Genomic DNA, 19,173 nt, shown 5'->3' with positions numbered 1-19,173 from the left:
CTTTTCCCTTTAATCTGTAATTAGCAACAGGCAGAAGCCGAAACAGATTCAGGAGGAATGACAAATGGAAGATATCATCGAAGTAAACGCAATGGCAAAAATCTTTGCCAACCAGCCAGCAATTGAAGATTTGAGTTTTACGGTAAAACGGGGAGAGATTTTCGGTTTTCTCGGACCAAGCGGATCTGGGAAGACCACAACGATCAAAATTCTTACCGGGCAATTGGAGCCGACTGCAGGAAGCGCGACTGTCTTCGGAGAATCCATTTCTAAATTAAAGAAGCCCGAATATCGCCAACGATTTGGTGTTCTTACCGATAACAGCGGCTTGTATAAAAGAATGACCGTTTATGAAAACCTGAAATTATATTGCGAACTGTACGGCATGCCCCTCAGTAAGATCGATGAAGTGCTGGAATCGGTCAATTTGCAGGAAGACCGGAAGAAAAAGGTTTCCACCTTATCGAAAGGCATGACGCAACGTGTGCTTTTGGCACGTACCTTGCTCCATGCACCGGAGCTGCTGTTTTTGGACGAACCGACGTCAGCGCTTGATCCGGTCAACACCCGCCATATCTACAAAGGGCTTCGTGCACTGAATGAAAAAGGGACGACGATTTTCCTGACCACGCATGATATGGAAGAAGCGGATACTTTATGCGATCGGGTGGCTTTCCTGAACAAAGGGAAAATCCAGTTGATGGATACACCGGATCAACTGAAGAAACGCTATGCAGACGGCACGATGACAGTCGAATTGAAAAATGAAGAAAAAGTGGTGCTGTCTACAGGCACTGAAGATGCGCAGGTGTTATATGAGTTCATGAAAAATGGACAAGTAGCAACCATCCATTCAAATGAACCGACACTCGGCGATATTTTTGTAAAAGCGACAGGGAGGGTATTAGCATGAACGAATCAATCAAACGGGTAAACGCAATTTTTCAAAAGGATTTCAAGGATTTTTCACGGAATATAGCGGTTTCAGTCGTCCTCTTTATGCCATTATTTGTAGCGGCACTTTATGGGCGCATGGGAGTCGACACGCTTGATGCACATTATATGATTATCAATTTGACGTTTGCCATGGTCGCAACCTTTGTCCAATGCTGCTTGATTGCAGAAGAAAAAGAACAAAATACGCTTCGCGGTTTGATGCTTTCACCGGCCAGTACGTTCGAGATCCTTAGCGGCAAAAGTTTGCTAACGTTTGTATTGACCATTTTGGTTATAGTAGCCGGTGCCCTATTGTCCGAATATCAGCCAGCGAATCTACTGATTGTGTCACTTGCGATTGTCTTGTCTTCGTTTTTCTATATTGCGCTTGGGACGCTGCTCGGCTTATGGGCAAAATCCGTTATGGAAGCTTCCGTCATTATCTTGCCGGTTCTTGGCATCTTCTCGTTCGGTTCATTCTTATTGCCTTTAGCAGAAAAGTATTCTGTTTTAAAAGTGGTGGAATACCTTCCGAGTGTGCAGCTTATTGAAATTGCATCGAAAGTTGAAAATGGCGCCGGTTTTAGTGAAACGGCTATGCAATTTGGCATCATTTTCATCTGGACGATAGCTGCAGGCGCGCTAACTGCATTGATTTACAAAAAAAGAATGGTGGATTAAAAAAGGTTTAAGTGAAATACATAAGGGGAAATGATAAACTAAAGGCCCCTTAACATCAAAAAAATGATATTTAGGTAATTAAAGTATAACTTACCGGGACTAACGACTTTACAAACCCTAAATTTTGTATTAGTCTGAAAGCAGCTAAAAAACATCAATTTGTTGTTTGGCCTCAAAGTTGCTGAGGATAAACAATTGGATAAAAAGGCAGGATGGAACAGACAATAGTGCTGTAAACAACGCCGCAAAGAATTACGTCAAATTCTTTTCGGTGTTTTTTTGCGTCTTTTATTAACTAAAAGGGGCTTTGTTTATGAATTATTTCATTGATCATCGAAAAAAAAGTATCCATCTCCAGAAGTTTGCCGGTGACCGTTGCGGATTTGTCGGAACCCCAGCTGCATTGAGAGAATTTACGAATTGTGTCAATTACATCAATCAGTTAATCCAAGCGAAGCGGTACAAAAAATGCTGTTATTGTGAAACGTTTCATACGAGCTTAGAAGATTAAATAAATGAATGGAGAAAAGAATCAATAGGAGCTGATGGAAATGGATCGGTTAGAGCAAATGTGCGAAAAAGTCGGAATGGTCATGAATGCGGAGATTGAATGGTTGGGTGAAGAATGCACAGTCAAAAAACAGCGGACATTAGAAATACGGGCAAGTAAGTCTTGCTTTTATTGCACATTGGACCTTGATATTTCTTTCCGCCATTTGAGAGATGACGGTTCTGCTTTCAACAAAGCGGAGATTTATCTCTTGCCAGAAGAATACCCGGCTTTTTTAAATCGATTAAGAAAGCATCAGAATCCGTTGCCGACGAATTATCGGCAGAGATTGGTTTCTAATCCGAATATTGTGTGCGTTTATATGGAATCGAAAGAGCCCCCTGAATTTTTTGCAGAGCGGCTGGCGGCAGCTTTGGAAATTATTGATCAATTGGACGGACGAGTTTACATGAATTGACCACCAACAGGATCTACGAATCGAGGATGTGCTTATGTTAGTCAGATACAAGAAATCATGTGAAAAGATTGCTATGGGATTACTGTCGTTCATGCCTCAGGAGAAAAATTTAACTAATTTGCGCCATACCATGCGCTGCTATGAAAAAAACCCGTCCTGGCAATTGTATTTGCTGAAAGTCAGCGAGCGTTATGTCGGGCTGATCGGGATTGAAGTCGAAGAAGATTATTTTACTGTCCACCACGTCTCGGTTCTACCTTCGCATAGAGGAGAAGGATACGGTCTAATGATGGTGGATAAACTTCAGCAAATGATATTGAAAAAAGAAATGAAAACCACTGAAGAAACAGAAGAATTTCTCGCTAAATGCAGAAGTAAAATGGCGCATAGCGGAATTACTGGACTTGCACATACTGGATTAAACCATTCATATAAGTAAACGAGAAGACGGGTGACAGTTCATGTCACCCGTCTTCTTATTATTTCCGGATTATAAAATCTAAATATTCTAAATTTTATTGTATTTTAGTAAAATTCCATTTATACTTAAAAAAATTCCATACCAAAATAACCTTTCAAAATATTTACAAAAAAACTGCATGTTTTATGAAGTGTCTGATTCTGCTGGAGACGGCTTACAAGGAAAGGGGAATGACCATGGAGCGGATTGAAAGAGAGCTGCTGGAAGCAATTTCTGAAAATCAACTGCAATCATTTAAGAACCAGTTTATCAAAGAAACGAGTTTTCCTGTTGCAAAAAAGGAGCTTCGCAGTTTCCAATATGCCAAAGAAGTGCTTGAGATTCTAGGCGTAGAAGCGAAATTGAGTTTCCATGACAGCTTTATCAGTTTACCGATCCATGCCCGTTTATCCTTGCATAGCGAAGAATTTCTTTGTTCGGCACATTCGATGTCAACTTCTACGGGGGAAATCGGATTAAACGGTAAGCTTCGCTACGTTACATGCTGGCAAGAAAACATCGCACCTTCAAAAGAGATTTTTGTAACTGAAGGGATCGCCTCTTCAGAAATTGTCAAGAGGGCTGAAAAGGCAGGAGCCAAAGCAATTGTTTTCATTGAAGGCGAATCGGTTCGGGAAGCCTTATCTCTAAAAAGACAAGAGGCCAAAGTCGACTTTGACTCAAAATACTTTGCAGGCATCCCTGTTCTGTCCATGAGCGAGAAAGAAGGAGAGAGATTGAAGAACGGCTGGTCTGCAGCTCCAGAAGAAGCGTGCTGTTGGCTGATGACCGAAGTGGAAACGGGCTGGCGGGAAATTCCAACGCTTACAGCCGAAATCAGGAGCCGAGTTTCCCCGGACTTTATCCAAGTCAGCAGCACCATCGATTCTTCAGAAAGTGCTGGAACTAATGCACTGCTATTAGAGATGGCACGTGTCTTGTCATTGCAGAACCTCTTCTTGGATAAATCGGTTCGTCTGCTCTTTTTATCCAAGCACTATCAGGCTTCATGGGAAGAGCAGCAAAGTGAATGCCTGCTGCATCTTCATTTGGATGCCGGACATCACGAAGGCTTCGAGCTAAGAAAGGGCAGCCTCCCTGCAACTGCAAGGGCTTCGATTCAAGCAGAACGAAGTAACCGAAAGACGGCAGCAGAAGATTTAAGAGCAGATTGCCTGCAATATATGACCATTATTTTCGAAGCTTGTACAGATCAGTTGCCATTTACGATAGAAACGGATGAAGAAGGATTTAAAGAAGCGAAATAATAAGGTGAGGAAGAATTTTATTATTCTTCCTCTATTTTATTGCAGCTAAACGGGTATACATCAAGAGAGTGGGTTTTAGCCGACAGGAGGAGTGGATTTGATATGAAGACTTTAGGATTGGTCGGAGGCACTGGCCCCGAGTCGACCGTTGAATATTATCAGGCGATTATTTCAAAATTCCAGAAGAAATCCGGAAATCCGGAAAATCTGCCTGAATTTCTGATAAACAGCATCAATATGTATAAAATTTTCGAGCTGTTGGAAAATGACAAGACGGATGAATTGATCGATTACTTAGTAGGGGCAGTGCATCGATTAGAAAAAGCAGGTGCCGACTTTGCTGTCCTTGCAGCAAATACGCCTCATATCGTTTTTGGCCAAGTCCAGGAGAAAGTGGGCATTCCGCTGATCAGCATTGTAGACGAAACAGCAGAAAAGGCGCGCCAGCTCAATATTAAAAAAGTAGGGCTGCTTGGAACAAAGTTCACGATGGAAAATGACTTTTTCATCCATCCTTTTGAAGAGAGCCGCATCGAAGTGCAGATGCCGAATGAAGAAGAGCGGCAGTATCTCCATGAGAAGATCGTCAAGGAATTGGAGAAAGGCATTGTTGAGCCGGACACGAAAGAGCGGTTCCTGGACATTATCTCCAAGATGGAAAAGCGCAACGGGATTGAAGGGATTATTCTCGGCTGCACCGAATTGCCGATGATCATCAAGCCGGAAGATACAAAGATGCCTCAGCTGAACACCACTGACATCCACGTGGACGCAATTGTTGCCGCCATTTTAGAAATGAACAAATAAAGAGGCCTGGAACTTTGAAAAACACAAAGTTCCAGGCCTCTTCGGTTGAAGAAATCCATTAAGCATCCAGTAATTTGAACGTATAACCTTGCTCACGTATCGCTTGGATCAATTTTGGCAGCATCTGAACGGTATGCTGAAGTTCATGGAGCAGAATAATCGCGCCGTCTTCTAAATTATCAACAACAGTGGGCACTAGATTTTCCGGGTTCTTTTGAAGCTCCCAATCCATAGAGGCCACCCGCCACATGACGGTTTTTAAATTCAATTCACGTGCGGCCTTTAAGGTGTCATCATTAAATTGACCAAAAGGAGGACGGAAATAAACAGGATCTGCTCCAGTGATTTCACTGATTTTTGATAGGCTGTTTCGGATATCCTGATACTGTTCCTCGTAGGAAAGAGCCGTCAGGTTTTTATGCTTTACCGTATGGGTTCCAATTAAATGGCCTTCATCCAAAACTCTTTGCCATGGACGTTTCGGGTGGAGAAGGCGTGTCTGCCAAAAGAACGCAGCGGGAACATTTTCTTGTTTCAAGATATCCAGAATTTCCGGCAGCACCCGGCTCGGGCCGTCATCAAACGTAAGGGCGACCGATTTTACAGCTGGATCAGGCTTTAGGCTAGTTACAATTTCAGGGTTGGAAGAGCCGTACACGACTCTGGTGTAATCCACTGCTCAAGGGCTTTTAATCATCAAAAAAACTCCTTTTGATGTCAGATTTCGGCGCCAAAGTATGCATCTGCCGATTGGGATTCGTAAGTTTCCTGGTACTCGGCTTCCTTGAAATCTTTCGGAAGCCCATCAAAAATCACTTTTCCGTCTTTTAATGCCACAATACGTGTCGCGTAGCGCTTGGCCAGTTCAATGTCGTGGACATTGATAATGGTCAACAGTCCAAGGCGTTCATGCATTTCTTTCAATAGCGTAAAGATGCGGTCAGATGTTCCGGGATCTAGACTTGCGACCGGTTCATCGCCGAGCAAAACACGCGGCTGCTGGACAAGTGCCCGTGCAATGCCGACGCGCTGTTTTTGGCCGCCGCTTAGATTTTCAATCCGTCGAGTGGCCATTTCAGCCAATCCCACTTCGGCAATGACGCTTTTAGCCCGCTTTAATTCTTCTGCCGTAAACATGCCGAAAAGATTTTTAAAAGAATTGCGGTAGCCGAATGTTCCCGTCATGACATTTTGCAAAACGCTGAGACGGGGAATCAAATTGAAATGCTGAAAAATCATTCCCATTTCCCGGCGTATTTTCCGCAGATTTTCTTCTTTTGCATAAGTGATCGTTTTCCCGTCCAGAAGAATTTCTCCGCCGGTCGGTTTTTGCAAACCATTGATGCAGCGGATAAAAGTGGATTTCCCGGCGCCGCTTTTTCCAAGTACGCAGATAAAATCTCCTTTTTGAAGAGAAAGATTCACATCCGAAAGCGACTCTTCGGTATTTCCGGCATAAAGCACCGATAAATTCTTTATCTCAATCATGGATCCTGCCTCCTTCATATAATCCGCTTCCGGATGGAGCTGGCCAGAAAGTCGATGATAATAACCATAATCATGATGATTAGCACATCAAGTGAAACGGAAGAGTATTGGAAGGTCTTGAAATCATTGAACAGCCGTTGTCCGATTCCGCCGCCGCCGATAAACCCGAGAATCAGGGAAGTGCGGATGGCCACTTCGAAGCGATAGAAAAATTGAGACAGCACATTCGGCCAGATTTGCGGCAAAATGCTGAAAAGATTGGCTACCCAAGTTTTCGACCCGACCGCTTTCATCGCTTCTTGCGGACCAGGATCGGCAGCTTCGATCAATTCCGAAATCAGTTTTCCGAACACGCCGATATTGTGGAACATAATCGCGATAACGGCTGGGAATGGTCCAAGGCCTAAAGTGGTCAGCAAGATCAAACCGAACACAATTTCCGGAATCGAGCGTACAAAGCTCAGCGCGATTCGCGAAAATTGGAAGAGAATCGGTGAAGGTGATGTGTTGCGGGCAGCCAAGAAGCTGATCGGCAAGGCAATGAGCAAACCAAAGACACTCCCGAGAAACGCCATTGCCAAAGTTTCAAGCGTATCTTGCACCATATTCGGGAGCAAGGAGAAGTCCATCGGGAACCATTGCGATAAGAAGTCGATCATATTGCGGAAATCCTTGAATTTCGACAAATCGAATTCCGTCAGCCGCATGCTGAAGAACACCAGTAAGATCAGTATAGCTAATGTAAGGAAATTGCTTTTTTTAAACCACACACGGATCAACTCTATTCTTTAATGATTCCCTGCTGAATTGCTGCCTGTTTAATGCTTTCATAATCTTCGTTTGAAGCTTCAGTAAACCCGCTCGCTCCGAATGCACCTAAAATTTCAGGGTCTTCGATAGCTAAGAAAGTTTCCTGTAAAGTCTTGATCGTTTCGTCATCTGTGCTTTCAAGGACTGCCCAAGGGTATTGGAACAATTCCTCAGATTGCCAGATCGTTTTAAACTGTTCGCCGTCCACTTTGCCGGATTCAACCAGCTGATCATAAATGGCGCTGTCAATCGCTGCTGCATCAACTTGCTTGTTCTGTACAGCTAAAGCTGTCGCATCATGTGAACCAGTGAAGCGCACTGAAGCAAATTCGTGGTCGTCTTCTGATTTGTAGACACCTTGCTCCTGCAATTCAATCATCGGGATCAATGCACCGGATGTGGAGTTCGGGTCACCAAATGCAAAATTTGTTTCCCCTGCACTTGCCACCAAATCTTCCATTGAAGTCAACGGGCTGTCTTTATGAGTCACGATGTAAGAATGGTAATAAGGTTTGCCATCGATCAGCTGGGTAATGATCGCTTTCGCATTGCTGCTCGCTTCAGCGATAACGTAAGTAAGAGGCCCTAAATAAGCCATATCGATTTGATCGTAATTCATCGCTTCTACAACACCATTATAGTCTGGGTAGACCTCAACAGAAACTTCGCGGTCAAGCTCTTCGCTTAAAAGCGCTTGAAGCTTTGTCATGGCTGTATCCATTTCGCCTTCTGTTTGAACGGGAATAACGCCGATCGTGAAGGTGTCTTTCGCTTCTTTTGTATTGCCGGATTCTGAACTTTCATCTTCTGAAGCATTGCCGCAGGCTGACAATATCAATGCCAAAACCAATACGAATGCCAATAAATTCCACTTTTTCAACTTGCACACCTCATTTTTAGTATGGTTCCATTAAATTGGAAAACAAGGGCTCTGCATGAGCCCTTGTGGGTTAATTGGTCTGTTCCCTATAAATCTTCGGAGATCAAATGACGCGGATTCTTCCGGCATTCTCGCTTGTCACTTCTCCAACAATAGAAGACTGGACATTACGCTCCAACAAGTCGCGCTGCAGCGCATCCGCTTCATCAGCAGGAACAGAAATCAAGAGGCCGCCCGAGGTAACAGCATCGCAAAGGATCAATTGATCGAGTTTGCTGATATCACTGCTGTAATCGATGTCTTCGGCTAGCCAACTATGATTTTTGTATGTGCCGCCAGGAATCACGTGTTTTTCAGCAAGCTCTCTTGCTTTGGATAAGACTGGAACATCTTTATTGGAAATCGTGACACCGACGTTTCCGCCTTTTGCGATTTCCATCGTGTGTCCAAGGAGCCCGAAACCAGTAATATCGGTACAAGCGTTGACCTGGTAATTCTCCATCGCTTCTGCCGCATCCTTGTTCAAAGCAGCCATGACGTTCATGACTTCTTCCAGATCTTCTTTTTCCAAAATGTCCTGTTTGATGGCCGTCGTTAAGATGCCGACGCCGATCGGTTTCGTCAAAATCAGACGGTCGCCCGGTTTTGCGCCCGCATTCGAACGGATGCGCTCTGGGTGGATCGTGCCTGTGACTGAAAGGCCAAACTTCGGTTCCTTGTCGTCGATGGAATGGCCGCCGACCAAAGTAGCGCCGGATTCTTTCACTTTATCGGAAGCGCCGGCTAAAATATCTGCCAAAATGCTTTTATCCAAGGTATTGATTGGGAAAGCAACAATGTTCATGACCGTCAGCGGTTTTCCACCCATGGCATAAACGTCGCTCAATGAATTTGCGGCACCGATTTGCCCGAACATATAAGGATCGTCGACAATCGGTGTGAAAAAGTCCAAAGTCTGCACTAGTGCGACTTCGTCGTTGATTTTATAGACACCTGCATCATCAGCGGTATCCAACCCGACAAGCAGGTTAGGGTCTTGCACATTTCTCGGTAAATGGCGCAGAACCTGCGCCAGGTCCTCAGGACCAATTTTGCAGCCTCAGCCGCCTTTCGTTGATAAAGTCGTTAAACGTACATTTTCTTTTTCAGCCATTTTTTTTCTCTCCTTTAATAAGTCAGTTTAAAAGCCTTTTGTAAATTTCGAGGAACTTTTCGGCCTCGTTCTGGCCAGAATGCTGTTCAGCAACATGCTTTTGGGCATTCATCCCAACTTTCTGCCTCAATTCACTATTTTCCATCAATCGCCTTGCGTATTCTATGAATTCAGATTTGCTCTTATAAAGCAAACCCGTTTCCAAATGAGACACAATGCCATTATTGCCTTGGACATCTGAAACCAATACAGCGCATCCATAACCCATTGCCTCTAAAATCGCAGCGGGCTGGCCTTCTGAAAGGGAGGTGTTGAGCAAAACATCTGCTTGGCCGTAAAGGGATCCCATGGAAGAATGGGGCAGTTGGCCAAGGTAAGAAACCCAGCCGCTGTGTTTTTGTGCAAGCCCCAAAACAGTTTCGCCTTCGTCCTCTTCAAGGACCGGACCCACAATCCATAGCCGCAGCTCCGGCTTCATCTTATGAAGTTCTGCCAGCATTTCAATCGCCGCCGGTACATTCTTCACTTTGCGGATGCCTGCCGGAAGAATGAAGAGAAAAGTACCTGGCTCTTTCAATGCAGGAGAATCCGAGTCAGAAAAAACACTGTTGCCTTGAGCGATGACCGAAATCTTCTCGGCGATTTCAGGTAATTCTTCTACTAGTATGCCCGCAGCCTGTGCATCAAAAACATGGACAGCTGAAGCGCCTCTTAAAGAAGAAAGGACATCATTCCGCTTATCCTTATCGAATAAGTCGAGATTCAGATCAGTTCCGGTCAAGGTGACTACATATTTTTTAGGCGGAGCTGCTAATTTCTTCATAAACTGATAAAACTGGTAGGCATGGAACCCATGCACAAGATCAGCTTCCGGAAGCGACTGTGCGGAAAGATCATCTGTTGTAGAGATGATCGTTGTTTCAACCCCGAGCTTCTGCAGATTATCGGAAATTCGCTGCACGGTTACCGTATTTCCGCGGGGCTGAGGAAAATTAGGTGAAGCCAAAATAATTTTCATGCTTTTCAGTCCTTCATCTACTCGATTTTGAGTATGGTTGAGGAAATACAGAATAGAAATTCCTCTTTCAATTATCATGAATTCATGCTAATTTGTCACTTTTAATGCTTTAGTGAACTGAAAAGGAAAAATTTTGAGCGCGCCAGGCGGATTCAAGACAAAAAATAAAAAACCGCCCGCAGGCGATTTCCAACAAATATGTATGGCGGGATTGTGTGGGAATCGAACCCACCGAGCCTGGCACGCAGGCCCCTCAGGGTTTTGAAGACCCAGGAAGACACCAGTCACCCATCCAACCCCATAGATGAACCTGTTCCAGTTTATAACGAAAAAATCAGGAGTGCAACAAAGCTGTTTTCCAGATGGATTCCTTTCCTTGAATACGCACTCGCCAAGGATTAAAGTAAAGATACGAATCACTCAAAGAAAGTGTGTGAAGGCAATGGCGGAGACTTATTATACGATTGGAATGGCAGGGCATATCGATCATGGGAAAACGACTTTGACGAAAGCTCTGACCAACGTCGATACGGACCGATTAAAAGAAGAGAAAGAGCGGGGCATTTCCATCGAACCGGGTTATGCGCCATTAAAAACAGAAGAGGGCACCCATGTTTCGATTGTCGATGTGCCAGGGCATGAAAAATTCATCCGGCAGATGATTGCAGGCGTTGCAGGAATTGACTTAGTGGTTCTTGTCGTAGCGGCAGACGAAGGGGTGATGCCTCAGACAGAAGAGCATCTCGAGATCCTTCAGTTTCTTGGCATCGAACGCTGCATTGTAGCGATTACAAAAATCGACCGGGTCGATGAACTCATGCTCGAACTAGTTACTGAAGACATTCGGGACCGGTTAACGGGCACCATCTTTGAAGAGGCGCCGTATGTCCTGGTCGACAGCGTGTCGGGCAAAGGCATCGAAGAATTGAAAACAGCGATATTCCAGGAATTGAAACAAGTGCAGATTCGCGACGCTTACGGGTCTTTCCGATTGCCAATTGATCAGGTTTTTTCGGTTCAAGGACAAGGCACCGTAGTAAGGGGAACGATTTACGAAGGGGCTGTCCACAAAGGAAGCCAATTGACCGTTTTGCCTAAAGGACTGAGCGTGAAAGCACGGCAAGTTCAAGTTCATAACGAAGAACAGGAACTGGCTCGGGCGGGCCAACGAACCGCCATCAATCTTGGCGGAATTGAAAAAGATGAAGTTTTACGCGGAGACGTACTCGTAACGTCCGATCATTTCCTTGTGACGGATACAATGGATATCGCATTGAAACTTGTCGATAGCCCGTTTGTTCCTTTGAAGCAGCGGGCTCCGGTCAAAATTCATACGGGAACCTCGGAAGTGATGGGCAAAATCGTCTTTTTCGACCGCAACGAATTGGCAGCAACAAAAAAGGAAGTGCTGTGCCAAATAAGGCTTGATGAAGAAATCGTCGTTCGCCGCGGCGATCGTTTGATCTTGCGCCGGCCAACACCCGTGGAAACGTTAGGCGGGGGGTGGGTAATTCAGCCGAAAGGCGGTAAATACCGCTTCGGTGAAGAAACCATTGCCATGCTGCAGAAGATAAAAGAAGGAACACCGGAAGACCTTTTGGTGGATATGCTGCAAAAACACATTGTTCTTGATTTCAAAGAGCTGATCCAACATACTTCGTTGGACGAGTCGGTATTGAAAGATACAGTGAGCAAAGCGTTAAGCAAAGGAACAGTACTTGAAATTGGCGGCCAACGATACAGCTTGCTTAAATCTTTTATCAAATTAGCCGATGAAATAAAAGAACGGCTAAAAGAGTATCATGAAGAATACCCGATGAGACAAGGATTAGGCAAAGCTGAACTTGTTCAGTCATTCAGTGCCGTTTACCCGAAGCCGTTTATCGAGTACACATTGGATAAAATGGCGGTAGAAAACGAGCTGAAAAAAGCGGATCAATTTATCGCTCTTGGTTCTTTTAAGCCGCATCTTCCAAAACAATGGAAGGCGCGGATGGATCAGATGGTTGCCGCCCTCCAGAAAGACGGGTTGCAAGCAGAGAAATGGGACAGTTATTCAATGGGGACGCCTATACCGAAACAAGAGCTGTTGGATCTGACATTTCATCTTCTGCAGACAGGGCAGGCATATCGCCTGACAGAGGACGTTTTGATCCATCATACTGCTTTGGATCGTTCTATAGCTGAGCTGAAAGAGGCGACAGGGGCAGCATTCACTTTAAAAGAAGCGAAAGACGTCCTTGGTGTTTCAAGGAAATACTTAATCCCGTTTTTGGAATTGCTGGATCAATTGAAATTGACGGTCCGAACAGACGAACAGAGAAAATGGACTGAATCATAGAAAAAAAGTAAGTGGGAAATGAGGAAATAGGATGAGAGATTATCTTCGTGAAATTCCGCCTGTCCATGAATTGCAGAAAGACGCACGATTTGCTGCATTGCTGGACGAACAACAATTGTCTGCAGGGCAGGCGACGAAATTCATCCAACAGGAAATCCAGGCACTTCGTGAAAGGCTGCTTTATGGTAAATTGCCATACGAACCGGAAAATCCGGATTTTCCGGAAATGATTTTTGCAAATGCCCAGAAAAAGGCGGCAAAGTGGAATGAAGATCGGTTAATGCGCGTCATTAACGGCACAGGCACGGTCCTTCACACAAATTTAGGGCGATCGAAATTGAGTGAACGCGCAGTGGAGCACGTGGCAAGAGCAGCCAGACATTATTCGAATTTAGAGTACCGAGTGGCAGATGGAAAGCGCGGGTCCCGCCATGAACTGATTGAAGAATTAATAAAGGAAGCGACCGGGGCAGAAGCGGCAATGGTCGTAAACAATAACGCTGCAGCAGTGTTTTTGGTCTTGGCTGCACTGGCAAAAGGCCGTGAAGTCATTGTTTCTCGCGGACAATTGGTCGAAATTGGCGGTTCTTTCCGTGTATCTTCCATCATGGAAGAAAGCGGAGCACATTTGGTGGAAGTCGGTACGACGAACAAAACACACCTTGCCGATTACGAAAAAGCGTTGTCTGAAGAAACGGCGATGGTGATGAAAGTCCATACAAGCAATTTTAAAATGATCGGCTTTACAGAAAGCGTAGATACACAGAAACTCGTAGAACTAAAGAACAATAACGATGGGTTAGTGTTCTATGAGGATTTAGGAAGTGGGGCTTTATACGACTTTAAAAAGCACGGCATCGGCGATGAACCGCTTGTTAAAGAAGTAATCGAAGCAGGAATGGACCTGGTGTCTTTTAGTGGAGATAAACTGCTTGGCGGTCCGCAAGCAGGCATCATCGCAGGGAAAAAAGAATTGATCGATCGATTAAAAAAACACCAATTGGCGCGTGTCTTAAGAGTAGATAAAATGACGTTTGCTGCCTTGGAGGAAACGCTAAAAGCGTACCTTTCAGGAGAAATGAAAACCCGGGAACTTCCAACTGTGCGGGATATCATGAAACCTTACGAGGAAATCCAGAAGCAAACTGAAGATTTTGCAGCTGAAATGGCTCTTCAGGCAGACACATTCCAAATCGACATCAAAGAAAGTGTTTCACAAATAGGCGGCGGAACGATGCCTGGAGTAGAATTGCCGACTTGCATCGCAGCTATATCGCATGCGCGCTACTCTGCCCAGCAGCTTTCCAATAAGCTGCGGAACTGCCGCCCGCCAATCATTGCCCGGATTGAAGGAGAAAAGGTCTGCTTGGATTTTCGGACAATTGATCCAGCAGAAATGACGGAAATCGTTGCCGGTTTTCAAAAGCTTGGAGTATAAGCATCTGCAGATGCAGTTAAGCAATAGTACTGCCAGTACTTAGACAGCAGAGTGAAAATGTATGGGTGATAGAAATGAAAAAAGAGGGTCCAGCGATTGCTGGTCCCTCTTTTTATTTGGTTAGTTATACGTAAACAGGCCAAGGGCTCGAACGATGGCCTCCCATCTGGATTTTCAAACCGTATACGCCAGTTCTGTTCTTATCTACCTTCTTCAGATTAACAAATGTATAAATATTCTAATAAATTCTATAGGATAAATAGAGTCTCATTGTATTACAAAATTTGTTTTTATATTCTAGTTCTTTAAAATGTTTTTTTATGTACAAAAAGGGGCATGGAGCACAAATAAGCAACTTGATTTAGCCAACCTACGCCGCCATAGATAACTTAAATTGAAAGGGTTGAAGACAATGGCGATTGAAAAACAAAGTGAAGTTAAGTGGGGATCCTTATTGTTGTGTTTAGCTATTGGACTTACTTTATGGCTCATTCCTGAACCCGCTGGTCTGGAACCGGATGCATGGCAGCTGTTTAGCATTTTTGTAGCAACAATTATCGCTTTGGTGATAAAGCCGATTCCTATGGGAAGTACAGCCATCCTCGCTTTGACGTTTATTGTATTAACGAAAACTCTTACTTTGGAACAATCGCTGAGCGGGTTTCAAAATACAACGATTTGGCTGATCGTCATTGCGTTCTTCATATCGCGCGGATTCATAAAAACCGGTCTCGGCACTAGGATTTCTTATCTCTTTGTCTGGCTGTTTGGCAAAAAAACTCTCGGCTTGTCGTATTCAATGCTCCTAAGTGATTTAATATTGGCTCCTGCGATGCCTTCGAATACCGCACGCGCTGGAGGCATCATCTTCCCGATCATCCGATCGCTCTCAGAAACCTACGACTCAAGAGTAGGGGACGGGACAGAACGCAGAGTTGGTGCGTTCTTGGTAAAAGTTTCTTTCCAAGGGGATATGATCACTTCAGCGATGTTTGTTACGGCGATGGCGGCCAATCCGCTGGCTGTACAGATTACAAAAGAAATAACAGGAGAAACGATTACTTGGGGCGGCTGGGCACTTGCAGCACTTGTTCCGGGTTTGATTAGCCTTGCGCTCATCCCATTGGTCATCTACAAACTGTATCCTCCGGAATTAAAGGAAACGCCCAAAGCGGCAACAATCGCCACCCAAAAGCTGGATGAGATGGGGAAACTAAAAAAGACAGAGTGGTATATGATTGGCGTCTTTGTGCTTTTGCTTGCCCTTTGGATTTTTGGGGGCAGTATCGGGCTTGGGGCAACTGAAAGTGCTTTTGTCGGCTTGAGTGTTCTCTTGCTAAGCGGCGTTCTGACATGGTCTGATATTAAAAAAGAGCAAGGCGCATGGGACACGCTTGTCTGGTTCGCAGTTCTTGTGATGATGGCCACCTATTTGAATGAACTGGGCATGATCCCCTGGTTCAGTGACTTGATGGGCAATGCAGTAAGCCAGCTGTCCTGGACCCTCACTTTGGTGATACTAGCCATTGTCTACTTTTACTCGCATTATTTTTTCGCGAGCAATACTGCACATGTCAGCGCGATGTACGCAGCGTTCCTGTCGGTAATTGTAGCAGCCGGAGCTCCACCGCTTTTATCGGCCTTGATTTTGGCCTTTTTCTCTAACTTATTTGGATCCCTTACCCACTATGGTGCCGGTCCTGCACCCGTCTTTTTTGGAAGCGGCTATATCTCCCAACAGAAATGGTGGATGCTGGGCTTTATTATTTCAGTGATCCATATCATTGTATGGTTTGGAGTTGGCGGCCTTTGGTGGAAAGTTCTTGGCCTTTGGTGAGATAATTCGATTAAATGAAGTCCCTGGATAACGGACAGCGCTGTCACGGTTCCGCCAATTTTACTTCGAAGCTTTATATTCTAAAATGCTATACTAGCGGTACATTTGGAGGCGCTTTTATCACGTGCTGAATCCGGTAGTCGATTCGCGGGAATTTTTATCTTGAAAAGTGTCAACGGTTCTAATGAACACTGTTAGGCTGAAACGAAAAGAGAATAGTGGGGACTTATGGGACATACATGGCAACATTTAGCAGATGCTTTAGAAGATGTAAAAGTCATTTCAAATCCAGGCAATGAACCGGTTACGATTGAAGGGATTGCAGCGGGGATGCGGTGTGTCGGTGTTGGAACGGATGCTGCTGTATTTCAATCGATGGTCCTGCCGCAATTTGCTTTTAAACTGTTTGCTGAAGGCAAGCAGACTAAGCTGCAGGCAGAAGCAAAAGTATATAAAATACTTGGCACAGCACCTGGTTTTTCTCGGTGCTACGGTGTTTCAACCCGATTTTTAGTTTTGAAATTTGAAGAAGGCCCCACTTTTTTTGATTGTCTTCTGCAAGGGATTCATATTCCCGAGGAAGCTGTCCGAGATGTTGAAAATGCAAGGGAATTTGTACGCCAAAAAGGATTGAATCCGCGGGATATCCATTTGAAGAACATCGTGCTGCAAGAAGGGCGTGCAAAACTGCTGGATGTTTCAGAGTATATTAAACCCGGCAATGACTTCAGATGGGATCACTTGAAAATGGGATATACGGAATATTATCACTTGATTGACAGCAAGCCAATGCCATTTTGGGTGCTTGATACGGTACGCAAAGGCCATCATCGCTGGCAGCGGTATTTCACGTCCTTTGACGAATTCATGTCTATCATATCGAAGCAAATTGGATACAGGAAATGAGGGGGTGATCGCTTGGTAGATAAAGAAAAACAAATCAAAGTTTTGCTATACGGAGATCCACGTCCATTCCAATTTGCTTGTGAGATACTTGGCGTGGAAAATATGTATGATCGCCGATATTCGGAAGTTTTTACCGTCAGCAAAGAAGAGGTATTGGCATACACCGCTTTCCATGGTCTCCCGCATAGTGAGAGAACAGGCAAAGAGGACCGAAACGAAGGGTTTCACTTTTATGAAGAAAACGGCGAATGGATTACTTTCTTCAGAGAGCGGGGCCAAATCTATGATGAAAAGAAGTTTAAAGATAGTAAACTTGCCCATCACTACATTGTCGAAACGTGGCTGAAGCTTGATGGGACTGGATTGTACTAGTCTATTAAAAGAACATAAAATTAATCTTGAATATCGATGTGTTATTGAAGGGGCAAGAGCATATGGAAGAAGAACTGAGTGAAATCGTTAAGAGAATTCCGAGAGTCGAACGGGGAAAGCGAATCATCGTCGGAATAGACGGACTAAGCAGATCCGGAAAAACCACCATCAGCATACGATTGAAAGAAGCCTTTCTGGAAACCCAAGTCTCCGTATGCCTTTTTCACATCGATGATTTCATTGTCGACCGAAAAAGGCGCTATCACACGGGACATGAAGAGTGGTTTGAATATTATCAGCTGCAATGGGATGTCCAGTGGCTGAAGGAAAATTTTTTTGAGAAATTAAAACAGGCACAAGAGTTGCAGCTGCCGCATTATGTACCACATGAAGATAAGATGAGGGTGGAAAAAGTTAGAATTCCAGAAACCTGTGTGATTCTGGTCGAAGGCGTCTTTTTGCAGCGGCTTGAATGGAGAGGGTCCTATGATTTTCTGCTATACATAGACAGTCCAAAAGAGAAAAGGTTCAATCGCGAAAGCGAACTGACGCAAAAGAATCTCGAAAAGTTCAGCCGGCGATACTGGAAAGCTGAGGACCATTACCTGGAAACGATAGAACCAATGCATCTAGCGAACGCTGTTATTCAAAATTAATCAGTTCCTTTTGAAGGAACGATAGCGGTTTTGCCAAAAACAAAAACGAATCCAATGGCTGAAAAAAGAAGAAAAGTAAAAGGATAGGAAGTCGCTTCGATCAAGTTGCCGGCGATTGCTGACCCCAGTGATTGGCCGATGCCTAGCGAGAAAAAGGAAATGCTTACGCCGACTGATGGCGTTTCAGGAAACTGGCGGGTGCCCCAGACGATAAATAAACCGGTCATAAAGATGAAGGCGATTCCGAAAAGGATGGCTGAAAAGTAAATGGCCGTGTTTTGGGAAAGGGTTAATCCGGCAATGGATAAAGCGATCGCCATCACACCGAGCCGGTAGGAAAGGCGAAGTCCCATAGATTGAATGATAGAACCTGCGATGCCGCCGAAGACGCCGGATGCCCCCATGACTATCCAAAACACGACACTTTCATTCAGCGACAGCCCATGAATTTCGGTGATATACGTTCTCGAGAAAGTCCAATAGATAGAGGAGCCGAAACCGATGCCGAGTGACGCAGCGATTAAAAAAAGCGCTTTTTTTAATGTGCTGCTGCTGAAAAGGCGTTGGACGGGCGGAGCTGATTTCTCTTTAGCTTCTTTAATGGCAACAGCATTCCACCAAAAGACCAATAAGGTGAGAAGCGCAAACAACCCGTAGCTCCATCGCCACTCTTCTGCAAGCAGCAAAGCCGAAAAGCCAGTGAATACAATTCCAAAACTGGTCCCGGTATTGATCCATGTATTTCCTTTATGCTGAAGTTCGGGTCTCATCGATTGGGCTACGACTTGGCTGAATGCCGGAGAAATCCAGCCGCTCCCAAGGCCAGCCACAAAAGCACTAAAGGCGAGCGTATAAAATCCTTGGGAAAACGCCATCCCTAATATCCCGACGAAGGCGGTCATACCTGAACAAAGCACGATGCGCCGGGCGCCGTATTTCCGAATCCATCCAGAAGAAGCAAGCAAAGCAAGCGTGTAAGCGGCATAAGCGGCTGAACCGACCGTTCCAGCTTGGCTTTCGGATAGGTTCAGCGATGCACTGATATCCGGCAAGAACAAACCGAAACTATACCGTGCGAAAGCGTAAGTCACAGCGATCATCGCAATTCCAGGCGCTATTAATTTCCACATTTCTATTCCTCCTTTATAGATAGA

Annotated in this window: 20 protein-coding genes and 1 tRNA gene; 13 read left to right on the top strand and 8 right to left on the bottom strand. The window is 44.8% G+C overall.

Annotated elements, in window-relative coordinates:
* The first annotated feature begins 64 nt into the window (after window positions 1–64).
* From NFU07_RS08410 to NFU07_RS08380, 7 genes are all read left to right on the top strand, one after another.
* Entirely contained in the window at window positions 65–913 is an 849-nt protein-coding gene (locus tag NFU07_RS08410; RefSeq protein WP_251476682.1) for an ABC transporter ATP-binding protein, read from the top strand.
* Window positions 910–1,617 (top strand): ABC transporter permease, encoded by a 708-nt coding sequence (locus NFU07_RS08405; protein ID WP_251476680.1) that lies wholly within the window; start codon window positions 910–912, stop codon window positions 1,615–1,617. Before NFU07_RS08410 ends, NFU07_RS08405 begins: the two co-directional genes overlap by 4 nt.
* Before the next feature lie 313 nt (window positions 1,618–1,930).
* The gene (locus NFU07_RS08400; protein ID WP_251476678.1) at window positions 1,931–2,128 is read left to right on the top strand and encodes a hypothetical protein; all 198 of its coding nucleotides are present in this window, start codon (window positions 1,931–1,933) and stop codon (window positions 2,126–2,128) included.
* Window positions 2,129–2,168: 40 nt separating this feature from the next.
* Entirely contained in the window at window positions 2,169–2,585 is a 417-nt protein-coding gene (locus NFU07_RS08395; RefSeq protein ID WP_251476676.1) for a hypothetical protein, read from the top strand.
* 34 nt (window positions 2,586–2,619) lie between these two features.
* On the top strand, window positions 2,620–3,024 hold the full coding sequence (locus NFU07_RS08390; protein ID WP_251476674.1) for a GNAT family N-acetyltransferase: 405 nt from the start codon (window positions 2,620–2,622) through the stop codon (window positions 3,022–3,024).
* A 218-nt stretch (window positions 3,025–3,242) separates the two neighbouring features.
* On the top strand, window positions 3,243–4,313 hold the full coding sequence (locus tag NFU07_RS08385; RefSeq protein ID WP_251476672.1) for a hypothetical protein: 1,071 nt from the start codon (window positions 3,243–3,245) through the stop codon (window positions 4,311–4,313).
* Window positions 4,314–4,415: 102 nt separating this feature from the next.
* The gene (locus tag NFU07_RS08380) at window positions 4,416–5,120 is read left to right on the top strand and encodes an aspartate/glutamate racemase family protein (protein WP_251476670.1); all 705 of its coding nucleotides are present in this window, start codon (window positions 4,416–4,418) and stop codon (window positions 5,118–5,120) included.
* Between the two features lie 58 nt (window positions 5,121–5,178).
* On the opposite strand, the gene NFU07_RS08375 is transcribed toward NFU07_RS08380, so the two are convergent.
* The 7 genes from NFU07_RS08375 to NFU07_RS08345 all read right to left on the bottom strand — a co-directional run bounded on the left by NFU07_RS08375 (window position 5,179) and on the right by NFU07_RS08345 (window position 10,769).
* Window positions 5,179–5,796, bottom strand: a complete 618-nt coding sequence (locus NFU07_RS08375) for a polysaccharide deacetylase family protein (protein ID WP_251476668.1) — start codon at window positions 5,794–5,796, stop codon at window positions 5,179–5,181.
* A gap of 41 nt (window positions 5,797–5,837) precedes the next feature.
* Entirely contained in the window at window positions 5,838–6,608 is a 771-nt protein-coding gene (gene phnC, locus NFU07_RS08370; protein WP_251476666.1) for a phosphonate ABC transporter ATP-binding protein, read from the bottom strand.
* Between the two features lie 14 nt (window positions 6,609–6,622).
* On the bottom strand, window positions 6,623–7,378 hold the full coding sequence (gene phnE / locus NFU07_RS08365) for a phosphonate ABC transporter, permease protein PhnE (RefSeq protein ID WP_251476664.1): 756 nt from the start codon (window positions 7,376–7,378) through the stop codon (window positions 6,623–6,625).
* Window positions 7,379–7,389: 11 nt separating this feature from the next.
* Window positions 7,390–8,298 carry a phosphate/phosphite/phosphonate ABC transporter substrate-binding protein gene (gene phnD / locus NFU07_RS08360; protein WP_251476662.1) on the bottom strand — a complete coding sequence of 303 codons (909 nt, stop codon included), beginning with the start codon at window positions 8,296–8,298 and terminating at the stop codon, window positions 7,390–7,392.
* A 103-nt stretch (window positions 8,299–8,401) separates the two neighbouring features.
* A complete protein-coding gene (gene selD, locus NFU07_RS08355) occupies window positions 8,402–9,451 on the bottom strand; it encodes a selenide, water dikinase SelD (RefSeq protein WP_251476660.1) in 1,050 nt (349 codons plus the stop codon).
* 22 nt (window positions 9,452–9,473) lie between these two features.
* Window positions 9,474–10,469, bottom strand: coding sequence for a glycosyltransferase family 4 protein (locus NFU07_RS08350; RefSeq protein ID WP_251476658.1), 996 nt, complete (start codon window positions 10,467–10,469; stop codon window positions 9,474–9,476).
* Between the two features lie 203 nt (window positions 10,470–10,672).
* Window positions 10,673–10,769, bottom strand: a tRNA-Sec gene (locus NFU07_RS08345).
* A 142-nt stretch (window positions 10,770–10,911) separates the two neighbouring features.
* Here NFU07_RS08345 and selB point away from each other — a divergent pair.
* The 6 genes from selB to NFU07_RS08315 all read left to right on the top strand — a co-directional run bounded on the left by selB (window position 10,912) and on the right by NFU07_RS08315 (window position 18,019).
* The gene (gene selB / locus NFU07_RS08340; RefSeq protein WP_251476656.1) at window positions 10,912–12,810 is read left to right on the top strand and encodes a selenocysteine-specific translation elongation factor; all 1,899 of its coding nucleotides are present in this window, start codon (window positions 10,912–10,914) and stop codon (window positions 12,808–12,810) included.
* A gap of 31 nt (window positions 12,811–12,841) precedes the next feature.
* The gene (gene selA / locus NFU07_RS08335; protein WP_251476655.1) at window positions 12,842–14,248 is read left to right on the top strand and encodes an L-seryl-tRNA(Sec) selenium transferase; all 1,407 of its coding nucleotides are present in this window, start codon (window positions 12,842–12,844) and stop codon (window positions 14,246–14,248) included.
* A gap of 412 nt (window positions 14,249–14,660) precedes the next feature.
* The gene (locus NFU07_RS08330) at window positions 14,661–16,085 is read left to right on the top strand and encodes an anion permease (RefSeq protein WP_251476653.1); all 1,425 of its coding nucleotides are present in this window, start codon (window positions 14,661–14,663) and stop codon (window positions 16,083–16,085) included.
* Window positions 16,086–16,313: 228 nt separating this feature from the next.
* Window positions 16,314–16,991, top strand: a complete 678-nt coding sequence (locus NFU07_RS08325) for a serine/threonine protein kinase (protein WP_251476651.1) — start codon at window positions 16,314–16,316, stop codon at window positions 16,989–16,991.
* A gap of 12 nt (window positions 16,992–17,003) precedes the next feature.
* Window positions 17,004–17,363, top strand: a complete 360-nt coding sequence (locus NFU07_RS08320) for a hypothetical protein (protein ID WP_251476649.1) — start codon at window positions 17,004–17,006, stop codon at window positions 17,361–17,363.
* Window positions 17,364–17,425: 62 nt separating this feature from the next.
* Window positions 17,426–18,019 (top strand): kinase, encoded by a 594-nt coding sequence (locus NFU07_RS08315; RefSeq protein ID WP_251476633.1) that lies wholly within the window; start codon window positions 17,426–17,428, stop codon window positions 18,017–18,019.
* Here NFU07_RS08315 and NFU07_RS08310 read toward each other — a convergent pair.
* Window positions 18,016–19,149 (bottom strand): MFS transporter, encoded by a 1,134-nt coding sequence (locus tag NFU07_RS08310; RefSeq protein WP_251476627.1) that lies wholly within the window; start codon window positions 19,147–19,149, stop codon window positions 18,016–18,018. The genes NFU07_RS08315 and NFU07_RS08310 overlap by 4 nt on opposite strands.
* Window positions 19,150–19,173: the final 24 nt, after the last annotated feature.

The organism is Planococcus sp. NCCP-2050 (assembly GCF_023708025.1).
Lineage (GTDB): Bacteria > Bacillota > Bacilli > Bacillales_A > Planococcaceae > Planococcus.
Note: the sequence above shows the minus strand (reverse complement) of the source record. Positions and strands in the feature narration are given on the sequence as shown.

Excerpts from the sequence above, each read along its gene's own strand:
- NFU07_RS08330 (WP_251476653.1), top strand. The coding sequence starts at position 14,661 with ATGGCGATTGAAAAACAAAGTGAAGTTAAGTGGGGATCCTTATTGTTG.
- NFU07_RS08400 (WP_251476678.1), top strand. The coding sequence starts at position 1,931 with ATGAATTATTTCATTGATCATCGAAAAAAAAGTATCCATCTCCAGAAG.
- NFU07_RS08410 (WP_251476682.1), top strand. The coding sequence starts at position 65 with ATGGAAGATATCATCGAAGTAAACGCAATGGCAAAAATCTTTGCCAAC.
- NFU07_RS08395 (WP_251476676.1), top strand. The coding sequence starts at position 2,169 with ATGGATCGGTTAGAGCAAATGTGCGAAAAAGTCGGAATGGTCATGAAT.
- NFU07_RS08380 (WP_251476670.1), top strand. The coding sequence starts at position 4,416 with ATGAAGACTTTAGGATTGGTCGGAGGCACTGGCCCCGAGTCGACCGTT.
- NFU07_RS08350 (WP_251476658.1), bottom strand. The coding sequence starts at position 10,469 with ATGAAAATTATTTTGGCTTCACCTAATTTTCCTCAGCCCCGCGGAAAT.
- NFU07_RS08310 (WP_251476627.1), bottom strand. The coding sequence starts at position 19,149 with ATGTGGAAATTAATAGCGCCTGGAATTGCGATGATCGCTGTGACTTAC.
- phnC (WP_251476666.1), bottom strand. The coding sequence starts at position 6,608 with ATGATTGAGATAAAGAATTTATCGGTGCTTTATGCCGGAAATACCGAA.
- selA (WP_251476655.1), top strand. The coding sequence starts at position 12,842 with ATGAGAGATTATCTTCGTGAAATTCCGCCTGTCCATGAATTGCAGAAA.
- NFU07_RS08315 (WP_251476633.1), top strand. The coding sequence starts at position 17,426 with ATGGAAGAAGAACTGAGTGAAATCGTTAAGAGAATTCCGAGAGTCGAA.
- NFU07_RS08405 (WP_251476680.1), top strand. The coding sequence starts at position 910 with ATGAACGAATCAATCAAACGGGTAAACGCAATTTTTCAAAAGGATTTC.
- NFU07_RS08390 (WP_251476674.1), top strand. The coding sequence starts at position 2,620 with ATGTTAGTCAGATACAAGAAATCATGTGAAAAGATTGCTATGGGATTA.
- selB (WP_251476656.1), top strand. The coding sequence starts at position 10,912 with ATGGCGGAGACTTATTATACGATTGGAATGGCAGGGCATATCGATCAT.
- NFU07_RS08325 (WP_251476651.1), top strand. The coding sequence starts at position 16,314 with ATGGGACATACATGGCAACATTTAGCAGATGCTTTAGAAGATGTAAAA.
- NFU07_RS08385 (WP_251476672.1), top strand. The coding sequence starts at position 3,243 with ATGGAGCGGATTGAAAGAGAGCTGCTGGAAGCAATTTCTGAAAATCAA.